This window comes from Actinotalea ferrariae (assembly GCF_019733465.1).
GTDB classification, from domain to species: Bacteria; Actinomycetota; Actinomycetes; order Actinomycetales; family Cellulomonadaceae; genus Actinotalea; species Actinotalea ferrariae_A.
Genome location: NZ_JACVQL010000089.1, coordinates 1 through 10,897, shown reverse-complemented (window position 1 = coordinate 10,897; position 10,897 = coordinate 1). Strand labels below are relative to the sequence as shown.

Here is a 10,897-nt window from a genome sequence, read left to right as displayed (position 1 = left end):
GGCCCGCCCAGCGCAGCAGCCACCAGGCGCGCGCAGCCCCGGCGCCCGAGCCGCCGTCGTAGGCGACGACGTGCCGGTCCGGCGCGACGCCCAGGCGGCGCAGCGTCGCCTCGAGGTCGGCGACGTCCGGCAGCGGGTGGCGACCGCCCGCGCCGGGCGGGGCGGCGAGGTCGCGGTCCAGGTCGCAGAACACGGCGCCGGGCAGGTGGCCGGCCTCATAGCCCGCGCGGTCGGCGCCGGCGAGGGACCAGCGCACGTCCAGCAGCACGGGCGCATCCTCGGGCGGGCCGTCGAGGAGACGGCGCAGCGTGCTCACGTCCACGAGCGATGTGGTGTCCACCGCCCCACCCTGCCACCGTAGGCGCCATGGCTGCCGACCCCGCCTCGCTCTTCCCGGGCAAGCACTTCATCAGCACCGCGCTCGAGGCGCTCGACACCAAGACGACGATGTCCGGCGAGCTCGCGCGGCGCTACCTCCAGCGCGCGGCCATGGCGGGCTTCCTCATCGGGATCCTCTACCTGACCAACTTCGCGATCATCGGCGCGTTCGACGCGGTCGACGTCGGCGACTCGACCCTGCGCCCGCTCGGCCGGATCGCGGGTGCCCTCGCGTTCGGCTGGGCGCTCGTCTTCATCTACTACACGAAGTCCGAGCTGCTGACGTCGAACATGATGATCGTCTCGATCGGTGCGTACCACCGGCGCACGACGTGGGGGAAGGCGCTGCGCGTGCTCGGCCTCTGCTACGTCGGCAACCTGCTCGGCGGGCTCGTCGTCGCGGCGCTCCTGCGGTTCTCCACCCTGCTCACCGGGCCGGCCCAGCCCGAGATGATCGCCGCGGTCGAGGTCAAGCTCGAGTACATCAGCGCCGGTGCGACGGGCTGGGTCGACCTGCTCGTGCGCGCGATCCTGTGCAACTTCCTCATCAACATCGCGATGCTGCTCGTCTACAACGGCATCATCAAGGACGACCTCACGCGCAGCCTGGCCATGATCATGTCGGTCTTCATGTTCGCGTTCCTGGGCCTCGAGCACTCGGTCGCGAACACCGTGCTGTTCGCCGTGGTCGGGTTCCGCGAGGGGATCGACGTCGGGCTCGCGGCCGCGAACGTCGGCATCGCGCTGGTCGGGAACTTCCTCGGTGGCGGGCTGCTCATCGGCCTGTACTACGCGTACGTCAACGACGACACGACCTACCGGCGGCGCCGCGCGGGCACGTCCGACGGGACGTCCACGGGCACCGCCGACGACGCCGCCTGAACCGGCCCCGGGCACGGACGAACCGCCTGCGGCGCCCGCCGCTCACTCGGTCGCGTGGGCCGCGCGGCCCGACGCCCACGCGACGAGCTCGTCGATCGGGCGCGCCGGGCTCCACAGGTAGCCCTGCGCCGTGCTGCAGCCCATGCGCTCGAGCTCCTCGCGCTGCTCCTCCGTCTCGACCCCCTCGGCGACGGTGGCGAGGTTCAGCGCGCTCGCGAGCTGCACGACGGACGTGACGACCGCGCGGTCCTCGGCGGAGCCGACCATGCCGCTCGTGAACGACCGGTCGATCTTGAGCAGGCGCGCCGGGAACCGGCGCAGGTAGGTGAGCGACGAGTAGCCGGTGCCGAAGTCGTCGATCGCGATGGTCACGCCCAGCTCCTGCAGGGCGTTCAGGACGTCCGTGGAGCGCTCGACGTCGATCATCACGACCGACTCGGTGACCTCGACCACGAGGTTCGTGAAGGCGAAGCCGCCGTCGGTCGCCTCGACCGCGGACCGCACGGTCTCCACGAGCCCGGGTGCGCTCACGTCGTGACCCGAGAGGTTCACGCCGACGTGGCCGGTGGCCGGCAGCACCCCGTCGCGCAGCGCGCGGGCGCCGTCGGTGCACGCGCGGTGCAGCGCCCACGCCGTGAGGTCGGTGATCATGCCGTTCGCCTCGGCGAGGGGGACGAACTCGTCCGGCGGGACCCACCCGTACCCCGGTCGGTGCCACCGCGCGAGCGCCTCGAGCCCGATGAGCCGTCCGGACCCGAGGTCCACGACCGGCTGGTAGTGCAGCGCGAGCCGGTCGTGCTCGAGCGCGTCGCGCAGGTCGCCGGCCATCGACAGCCGGCCCTCGACGAGGGTGGACATGCTGTGGTCGAACAGCTGGACGTGGCCGCGCCCCCGCGCCTTCGCGGCGTACATCGCGGCGTCGGCCTGCCGCAGCAGCGTCTGCGGGTCCCCGGGCGCGACGGCGATGCCGATCGAGACCGTCACGTACACGCGCTGGCCGGCGAGCCGGAACGGCCGGCGCAGCTCCTGCAGCAGCCGGTCGCCCACGGCCGTCGCCCCGTCGGCGTCCAGGCCCGGGCACAGCACGACGAACTCGTCGCCGCCGAACCGCGCGACGGTGTCACCGGGTCGCACCGCGCCCGCCAGCCGCTCGGCGACGAGGAGCAGCAGCTCGTCCCCCACGTGGTGGCCCGAGCTGTCGTTGATCATCTTGAACTGGTCGAGGTCGAGGAACAGGACGGCGGTCGAGGTGCCCGCCCGCTCGCCGGCGGCGAGCGCCTGGTCGAGCCGGTCGACGAGCAGGCTGCGGTTCGGCAGGCCCGTCAACGTGTCGTGCAGCGCCTGGTGCGCGAGCTCCTCCTGCATCCGGTGCCGCTCGGTCGTGTCCCTCCCGAAGAACGCGATGCCGACGACCTCGCCGCCGTCGTGCACGGGCGAGAGGGTGACGGACACGTGGGTGCGGCTGCCGTCGGGCGCGTCGAGCTCGATCTCGAGGTCGCTCACCTTGGTGCCCGCGAGCACCGTGCGCAGGAGCGCGTCGGCCTCCTCGCGCGGCACGCGGGGCAGCAGCAGGGGCGCCCAGGGACGGCCGAGGGCCTGCTCCTCCGTCGCCCGGTACAGGCGCCCGGCCGCCGCGTTCCAGCTCGACACGTGACCCGTGCGCGTGACGCCGACGACGGCGTCCCCGGTCGACTCGACCAGGCGCTGGTACTTGCGCGCGCTCGCCTCGAGGGCCCGGTGCTGACGGGCGACCTCGTCGAGCAGGTCGTTGCGCGGCGTGAAGAACAGCTCCGAGAAGCGCAGCGGGGCGACCTCCTCCTCGGGCCGGCGCAGGCCGAAGGCGGCCACGAAGGTCGCGAGGGGCACCGCGTAGGCGAGGGCGAGCACGAGCTTGGCCTGGACACCCGCGGCGACGAGCGCGCCGAGGTCGGGGCTCGACGGCGCGACCAGCACGGGGAAGGCGACCCCGTCCAGGACCAGCACCCCGACGAAGAGGGCGACCTGGAGGACGGCCAGGGCGGCGCGACCGTGCACCCTGACCTTGAGCGCCTCGAGCACGACGGTGATCACCATGAGCTCGCCGATGATCAGCAGGCCGCCCATGAGCACCACGGGCATGGACACGCTGAAGACCTCGGGCGGGACCCCGAACGGGTTGCGTGCCGCGTCGCTCCGCAGCGCCTCGGCGGTCAGGAGCAGCAGCCCGATCTTGAAGAGGTTGACGACGACGACGATCTTGACGACGTTCCGGATCACCCGGGGGTCGTGGCCGCCGGCGACGAGCATGAAGGCCGTGAGGACGAGGGCGCCGTACAGGACGCTGCCCGCGCTGAGCTCGACGCCCGGCGCGACCGGGACCGTGTACACCGAGCCGAAGAAGCCGCCGACGAGCAGCACCATCGCGATGTAGACGTAGCAGAGCACGAGCCGCACCCGGCGACGGAAGAACGCGAAGCAGAACGGGAAGGCGGCGTACAGGAGCACCTGCCCCGCCACGAGGCCCCACGCGCTCATCCGCACCTCCTGCGGTCCTCGATCAGGGTCCCACCGGCGGCCCGCCCCGTCAGTAGGGGGTGCGGCCCGAGGCGGCGAGCCACGCGTCCATCGGTGCGGTCGCGCCGTCGATCCGGTGCGCCACCACGGGCAGGGGCCACGTCGCCGGGTCGCTGCGGAAGAGCTCGTGGAAGGCGCGGTCGTCGAACCCGGCGCGCGCCGCGTCGTCCCGGTCCGCCGCGAACACCAGCCGGTCGACGCGGGACCACAGCGCCGCCGCGAGGCAGAGCGGGCACGGCTCGCACGAGCTGTAGAGCGTCGTGCCGGCGAGCGAGAACCTCCCGAGCTCCCGGCACGCCGCGCGGATCGCCACGACCTCGGCATGGGCGGTCGGGTCGAGGTCGGGGACGACGCGGTTCCGCCCCGACGCCACGGGCGAACCCGCACGGACGACGACGGCCCCGAACGGCCCGCCCCCCTCCGACACGCTGTCGGTGGCGTGCGCGACCGACAGCGCGAGCCAGCGCTCGTCGTCGTCGGCGGTCGTGGTGGTCGGGTGGTGCAGGCGTCGCGTCGGACCCATCCGCCCAGGGTTCGTCCGGCGGGGCGCACGGCGCAACCCCCTCCGGGGCGCCGGTCAGCAGCAGCGGCCCTCGGGCGCGTGGTCCTGGCGGTCCGTCCGGTCGCGCCAGAACTCCCGCTCGGTCAGGACGCCCGGGTCGGTCGGGCGGCGTCCGTGGCTCGCCTCGTGCTCGAGGTAGCGCTCGTACGCGTCCTCGCGCAGCACGCCGCGCACGAACCACGCGACCCCGCGCACCCCGCGCCCGACGAGGCTCCCCGCCGCGGTCACCGGTGCCCCGTGCGGACGCGCGGACGGGCCGCCTGGTGCTCGAGCCACTGCGCCTCGAGCGCCTTCTCGGCAGGGGTCGTGACGAGCCCGGCGGGCGCGTAGAGACGCGACGGCGCCGGCGGGTCCTCCGCGCTCGTCGCCGCCCGACGCCGGAACGACCTCCACACCGCGGCCACGGCCGTGAGGATCACGACGACGGTCAGCGTGACGAACACGATCGACAGGACGCCCTGGATCATCGTGTTGCGCACGACCGCGCGCATCGCCTCGACGCTGGTGGCGGTCCCGAAGCTGGTCTCGCCGGCGTCGAGCGCGTCGCGGAACGCCCGGTGCTGCGCGAAGTACCCGATCGCCGGGACCGGCGAGAAGATCTTCTCCAGCGACGCGGTGACGGTCACCGCCGTCGCGAACGCGAGCGGCAGCACCACGACCCACAGGTACCGGAACGTGCCCTGCTTCGCGACGATCGCCATGCAGACGGCGAGCGCGATGGCGGCCAGCAGCTGGTTCGCGATGCCGAAGAGCGGGAAGAGCGTGTTGATGCCGCCGAGCGGGTCGGTGACGCCCATGAGGAGGACGGCGCCCCACGCGCCGACCATCACGGCGGTCGCGAGCCAGGCGCCCGGGCGCCACGACGTGTCCTTGAACCGCGGGACGACGTTGCCGATCGAGTCCTGGAGCATGAACCGCGCGACGCGCGTGCCGGCGTCGACGGCCGTGAGGATGAACAGCGCCTCGAACATGATCGCGAAGTGGTACCAGAACGCCATCATCCCGCTGCCGCCGACGACCTGCTGCATGATGTGCGCGAGCCCGACCGACAGGGTCGGCGCGCCCCCGGTGCGCGAGACGATCGACTCCTCGCCCACGTCCTCGGCCGTCTGCGTGAGCATCTCCGGCGTGAGGTCGACGCCCGCGAGCCCGAGGCCGTTGACGAACGCGACCGCCCCCTCGACCGTGCCGCCCGTCGCGGCGCCCGAGGCGTTCATGGCGAAGTAGATGCCGCGGTCGATCGAGAGCGCCGCGACCAGCGCCATGATCGCGACGAAGGACTCCATGAGCATGCCGCCGTAGCCGATCAGGCGCGTCTGGCGCTCCTTCTCGACGAGCTTCGGCGTGGTGCCCGACGCGATGAGCGCGTGGAAGCCCGAGAGCGCGCCGCACGCGATCGTCACGAAGAGGAACGGGAACAGCGAGCCGGCCACGACAGGCCCCTGGCCGTTGGCGGCGAACTCGCTCAGCGCGGGCACCTCGAGGACCGGCCGCACCAGCACGATGGCCACGGCGAGCATGACGATCGTGCCGATCTTCATGAAGGTCGAGAGGTAGTCGCGCGGTGCGAGCAGCAGCCACACCGGCAGCACGGCCGCCACGAAGCCGTAGACGACGATGCCCCACGCGATCGTCACCTTGTCGAGCGTGAACAGGTCCGCACCCCACGCCGTCTCGGCGATGACGCCGCCGCCCACGATCGCCGCGAGCAGCAGCACGAAGCCGATGACGGAGACCTCGGCGACCTTGCCGGGTCGGAAGAAGCGCAGGTAGCAGCCCATGAAGAGCGCGATCGGGATGGTCATCGACACGGAGAACACGCCCCACGGGCTCTCGGCGAGCGCGTTCACGACGACGAGCGCGAGGATCGCGACGATGATGATCATGATGACGAGCGTCGCGAGCAGCGCCGCCGTGCCGCCGATCACGCCGAGCTCGTCACGCGCCATCTGGCCGAGCGACCGGCCACCGCGACGCATCGAGAAGAACAGCACCATGTAGTCCTGGACGGCGCCCGCGAGCACGACGCCGACGATGATCCAGATGGTTCCCGGCAGGTAACCCATCTGCGCGGCGAGCACGGGGCCGACCAGCGGCCCGGCACCCGCGATGGCCGCGAAGTGGTGGCCGAAGAGCACGCGCCGGTCCGTGGCGACGTAGTCCTTGCCGTCCGCCTTGTACTCCGCGGGCGTCGCGCGCCGGTCGTCGGGCCGCAGCAGGTGCCGCTCGATGTACCGGGAGTAGAACCGGTACGCGATGAGGTACGTGCACACGGCCGCGAACACGAACCAGATCGCGTTGACGGTCTCGCCGCGCACGATCGCGATGACCACCCACGCGACGCCACCGAGCAGCGCGATCGCGGTCCACACCGCGATCCGCACGGGCGTCCACCGTCGATGCTCCGCCTCGAGGACGTCCGGGTCGACGGCGACCGGGGGCAGGTCCGGGTCCTGCTCCAGCACCCCGCCGCCCCCGCTGCGGTCGGCACCTGCCCATGAGCGATCCGCCATGACATCTCCCCCTCGAGACGGCCCCCTGCTCCGCTCTGCACACTAACCAGCCGGGGCCGCTCCACAACCCGGAGCGCGACCCCGGTCAGACGAGGGCGAGCGTGCGGGCCGCGAGGGAGACGGTGACGGTCTGGCCCCACGTCGCCGTCAGCCGGTCCGCCTCGAGGCCGTCGCCGAACACCACGAGCGCGTCCGACTCCACCGTGACGCCCAGCCGCTCGCCGTCGGCGAGGCCGCCGCACGTGAGCGTCGTCCCGGTCGCGGGCGACGGCCACGCCTCGCGGACGAACCAGGCGAGGCCGCGGTCGACGGGACCGGGCAGCCGCGGCAGGCCGGACGGGCCGGTGTCCGGCCGCCGCTCGCGGTGCACCGAGGCGGCCCACCCCGTCGCGCCGGTGCCCGTCGCGACGATGAGGCCCGACGACGACTGGCGCTCGCCGTCGCCGTCGCCGTCCCGGTCCGGACCCCGGCGGGCGGGAGCCGTGAGCCGGTAGCGCGCCGACTGGTGGCTCACGTGCCCGACGAACACCTCGTTGAGCGCCTCGAGCGCCTGCCCGTCGTCGAGCTCGGCCCGGACCATCGCACGACGCTCGAGCGGCGCCCGGCCGTCGACGACGTCGGGCAGGAGGCGCGCGACCGCGGCGGCGCGGTGCCGCACGAGGACGCCGGGGTTGCGCCCCGGCTCCGGGTCGACGCCGACGACCGGCTGCCCGCCCAGGTACTTCGCGAGGTTGGCGACCAGCCCGTCCTGCCCGACGACGACGCAGACGTCGCCGGGCTCGAACGCGAACCGGTGCAGGTCGGCGCGCTCCGCGTCACCGCGCCGCCAGGCGGCGGGCACGGCCGCCCGGACGGCGGCAAGTGCCTCGGCCTGCGCGTCGTGGCGGGCCTGCACCTCGGCGAGCGTCCGTCCGCGGGTGCGCAGGAAGAACTCGGCCTGCCCGCGGGTCCCGTGCTGGTCGACCAGCCCGTCGAGCTCGGTGCGCCGGTGGACGACGACGACGCGTGGGGCGACGGTCACCTCACGCCGCCTTCCGTGCGGTCAGGCCGGCGAGGGCGCCCGTGAGCAGGTCGGGCGTCACGGTGAGCTGGCCGATGCTCGGCAGGTTGTCGGCGAGCGTGCGCAGCGCGAGCATCGTCAGCACGGCCTGGTCGACGCCGGCGTACGCACCCACGCGCGCCGCCTCGGCCGCACCCTCCGCCTCGCCGAGCAGGCGCGTGGTCCGCGCCTTGGTCTCCGCGAGCAGGGCCTGGCGCTCGGCCGTGGCGCCGGCCTCGATGAGCGCGGCGGCAGCGGCCTCGTCGGCCCGCGTGCGTGCGTTGGCACCCTCCTGCGCGACGAGCTGCTGCTCGCGCTCGGCGAGGCCGATCCGGTTGGCCAGCTCGTTCTCCGCGATGGCCCGCTCCCGCTCGACCGCGAGCGCCCGGCGCTCGAAGGTCGACTTGTCGGCGTCGGCCTGCGCCTGCTCGCGTGCGGGCGTCTGGAGGAAGCGCTCCATGTCGGCGTCGGCCCGGACCGAGCCGATCCGCGCCCCGAGGACCGCGATGCCGGTCGCGGCGAGCCGCTCGTCGGCGCGCAGGCCCTCGGTCACCGCGAGCCGCAGCGCGCCCGGGCCCGCCGCCACCGCGGCGAGGAGCGGCATGCGGGCCACGGCGTCCATGACGTGGGCGGTCGCGAGCTCCCCCACGAGGTGGGCGACCTGCTCGAGCGGGGTGCCCGTCCAGTGCCCCCGCTGGGGGTCGATCGCGAAGTCGAGGCGGCCGGCCACGAGCGTCGGGTCCGCGAACCGGAAGCTCACCGTCACCTGGACCGTCACCTCCTGCAGGTCCGCCGTGCGCGCGCGGGCCACGAGCGGCAGCTCGCGGTCGTCCAGGGGGACCTCGCTGATCACCGCGGCGAGCGGCCGGAACCAGAACGCGGCGCCCTGACCCTGGTGGCGGACCCGGCCGTTGTGCAGGTGGAGCACGAACGACGTCGGCGCCGTCCGCAGGTGCCGGACGAACGGGTAGCGCGTGATGGTGGCCATGGTGGGCTCCTCGGGCTCGGTGGTGACGGGTTCTCGTCACTACGACGCTAAACCTCCTGATGGATTTTCGTCAAGGTGACCGTTACTCTCGCGCCATGTCCTACGACGCCGCCGGCTACCCGCCCTTCGCGGTCACCGTCGACCTCGTGGCGCTCACCGTGCGCGACGAGGCGCTGCAGGTGCTGCTCGTGACGCGCGGCGAGGAGCCGTTCGCGGGCGTCCGCGCGCTTCCCGGCGGCTTCGTCCGGGAGGGCGAGGGGCTGCTCGCCGCGGCCGAGCGCGAGCTGGCCGAGGAGACGGGGCTGCACGCCGGCACGGGAGCGGGGCGCGCACACCTCGAGCAGCTCGCGACCTACGGCGAGCCGGACCGCGACCCCCGCATGCGCGTCGTCTCGGTCGCGCACCTCGCGCTCGCGCCGTCCCTGCCCGAGCCCCGTCCCGGCGGGGACGCGGCCGCGGCGGCGTGGCTCGTCGTCGACGAGGCGCTCGCAGGACCCCTCGCCTTCGACCACGCGGCGATCCTGCGCGACGGCGTCGAGCGGGCTCGTGCGAAGCTCGAGTACACCTCGCTCGCGACGGCGTTCTGCACACCCGAGTTCACGGTGTCCCGGCTGCGGCGGGTCTACGAGATCGTCTGGGGCACGCCGCTCGACCCGCGCAACTTCCACCGCAAGGTCACGAGCACCCCGGGGTTCCTCGAGGACACCGGGCGCACGGTCGCCGACGGCCCCGGACGCCCCGCCGCGCTCTTCCGCGCGGGCGCGACGACGACCCTGCACCCGCCGTTCCTGCGCGAGGGCTGAGCGCACGGCCCTCGCCCGAGGGCTGAGATTGACCGGTAAAGACGGTGACTCGTGTCACGCCCCGGTGCAAGACTCCCGCGCGTGCCGCTCATCGAAGCCAGCCAGCTGACCAAGGTCTTCCGCCGCGCCGACAAGGACCCCGGGCTCGCCGGCTCGCTCAAGCACCTCGTGCAGCGCCGGTTCACCGAGCACGTCGCCGTCGACCGCGTGGACCTGTCCATCGGGGCCGGCGAGGCGGTCGCGTACGTCGGGCCCAACGGCGCCGGCAAGTCGACCACGATCAAGATGCTCACCGGCATCCTCGTGCCGACGTCCGGGCAGGTGCGCGTGGGCGGCCTCGTGCCGCACGAGCGGCGGATCGAGAACGCGCGGCAGATCGGCGTCGTCTTCGGCCAGCGCACGCAGCTGTGGTGGGACCTGCCCGTGCGCGAGTCGCTGGGGCTGCTGCGCGACATGTACGGGATCGGCGAGCGCACCTACCAGCAGCAGCTCGAGCGGTTCGACGCGATCCTCGGCATCGGCGAGTTCCTGCCGCAGATGGCGCGCAAGCTGTCCCTCGGCCAGCGCATGCGCGCCGACCTCGCGGCCGCGCTGCTCCACGAGCCGCGCATCGTCTACCTCGACGAGCCGACGATCGGCCTCGACATCTCCGTCAAGGACCGCGTGCGCGCGTTCGTCAAGGAGCTCGTCGACGGCGGCACCACCGTCATGCTGACCACGCACGACCTCGGCGACATCCAGGACATCTGCCGCCGCATCGTCATCATCGACGGCGGACGGACCATCTACGACGGCTCGCTCGCGGCCGTCGCCGACCGCTACGCACGCGACCGCGGCATGACGTTCCAGCTGCGGGAGCCGCTCGGCTCGCTGGCTGCCCTGACCGCGGCCCTCCCCGCAGCGACGGTCGCGGCGGGCGGGCACGACCGCGAGGTGTCGGTGCGTTTCGACCGCTTCACGCTCGACGCCGGACGCGTGCTCACGGGCGTGCTCGGCGTCGCCGAGGTGGTCGACGTCGCGATCGAGGAGCCCGCCATCGAGGACGTGATCCGCAAGGTCTACCTCGGGGAGCTCGCGCTCGACGCGACCGCGCGGCCGGGAACCGCGGACGACGTCGTCCCGGGCGGCACGGCGTGAGCGCGGCGCCCGCGGCGGTCGGGCTCGCGGACCCGCCGGCCG

10 protein-coding genes are annotated in these 10,897 nt (G+C 73.6%); 3 read left to right on the top strand and 7 right to left on the bottom strand.

All coding sequences use genetic code 11. The features are described from left to right. A partial coding sequence (locus ICW40_RS07970) for a sulfurtransferase (RefSeq protein ID WP_308121700.1) occupies window positions 1-340 on the bottom strand: 340 nt, incomplete at its 3' end. A gap of 26 nt (window positions 341-366) precedes the next feature. Between ICW40_RS07970 and ICW40_RS07965 the strand changes: the two genes are divergently transcribed. Further along, complete coding sequence (locus ICW40_RS07965; protein WP_221653300.1) at window positions 367-1,260, top strand: formate/nitrite transporter family protein; 894 nt, start codon at window positions 367-369, stop codon at window positions 1,258-1,260. Window positions 1,261-1,302: 42 nt separating this feature from the next. On the opposite strand, the gene ICW40_RS07960 is transcribed toward ICW40_RS07965, so the two are convergent. The 6 genes from ICW40_RS07960 to ICW40_RS07935 form a co-directional block, all read right to left on the bottom strand. Beyond that, complete coding sequence (locus tag ICW40_RS07960) at window positions 1,303-3,774, bottom strand: putative bifunctional diguanylate cyclase/phosphodiesterase (protein ID WP_221653299.1); 2,472 nt, start codon at window positions 3,772-3,774, stop codon at window positions 1,303-1,305. 49 nt (window positions 3,775-3,823) lie between these two features. After that, window positions 3,824-4,336 (bottom strand): nucleoside deaminase, encoded by a 513-nt coding sequence (locus tag ICW40_RS07955; protein ID WP_221653298.1) that lies wholly within the window; start codon window positions 4,334-4,336, stop codon window positions 3,824-3,826. 54 nt (window positions 4,337-4,390) lie between these two features. Then, window positions 4,391-4,603: a CstA-like transporter-associated (seleno)protein gene (locus tag ICW40_RS07950; protein WP_221653297.1), complete on the bottom strand. Its 213-nt coding sequence runs from the start codon at window positions 4,601-4,603 to the stop codon at window positions 4,391-4,393. After that, the gene (locus tag ICW40_RS07945; RefSeq protein WP_221653296.1) at window positions 4,600-6,888 is read right to left on the bottom strand and encodes a carbon starvation CstA family protein; all 2,289 of its coding nucleotides are present in this window, start codon (window positions 6,886-6,888) and stop codon (window positions 4,600-4,602) included. The genes ICW40_RS07950 and ICW40_RS07945 overlap by 4 nt, the downstream gene beginning before the upstream one ends. 85 nt (window positions 6,889-6,973) lie before the next feature. Continuing rightward, the gene (locus tag ICW40_RS07940; RefSeq protein WP_221653295.1) at window positions 6,974-7,909 is read right to left on the bottom strand and encodes a hypothetical protein; all 936 of its coding nucleotides are present in this window, start codon (window positions 7,907-7,909) and stop codon (window positions 6,974-6,976) included. 1 nt (window position 7,910) lies between these two features. After that, a complete protein-coding gene (locus tag ICW40_RS07935; protein WP_221653294.1) occupies window positions 7,911-8,915 on the bottom strand; it encodes an SPFH domain-containing protein in 1,005 nt (334 codons plus the stop codon). A 95-nt stretch (window positions 8,916-9,010) separates the two neighbouring features. Between ICW40_RS07935 and ICW40_RS07930 the strand changes: the two genes are divergently transcribed. Beyond that, entirely contained in the window at window positions 9,011-9,718 is a 708-nt protein-coding gene (locus ICW40_RS07930; RefSeq protein ID WP_221653293.1) for an NUDIX hydrolase, read from the top strand. An 81-nt stretch (window positions 9,719-9,799) separates the two neighbouring features. After that, window positions 9,800-10,855 carry an ABC transporter ATP-binding protein gene (locus tag ICW40_RS07925; protein WP_221653292.1) on the top strand — a complete coding sequence of 352 codons (1,056 nt, stop codon included), beginning with the start codon at window positions 9,800-9,802 and terminating at the stop codon, window positions 10,853-10,855. The last annotated feature ends 42 nt before the right edge of the window (window positions 10,856-10,897 follow it).

Coding starts and splice junctions, on each gene's coding strand:
- ICW40_RS07930 (WP_221653293.1), top strand. CDS start 9,011: ATGTCCTACGACGCCGCCGGCTACCCGCCCTTCGCGGTCACCGTCGAC.
- ICW40_RS07960 (WP_221653299.1), bottom strand. CDS start 3,774: ATGAGCGCGTGGGGCCTCGTGGCGGGGCAGGTGCTCCTGTACGCCGCC.
- ICW40_RS07945 (WP_221653296.1), bottom strand. CDS start 6,888: ATGGCGGATCGCTCATGGGCAGGTGCCGACCGCAGCGGGGGCGGCGGG.
- ICW40_RS07955 (WP_221653298.1), bottom strand. CDS start 4,336: ATGGGTCCGACGCGACGCCTGCACCACCCGACCACCACGACCGCCGAC.
- ICW40_RS07935 (WP_221653294.1), bottom strand. CDS start 8,915: ATGGCCACCATCACGCGCTACCCGTTCGTCCGGCACCTGCGGACGGCG.
- ICW40_RS07965 (WP_221653300.1), top strand. CDS start 367: ATGGCTGCCGACCCCGCCTCGCTCTTCCCGGGCAAGCACTTCATCAGC.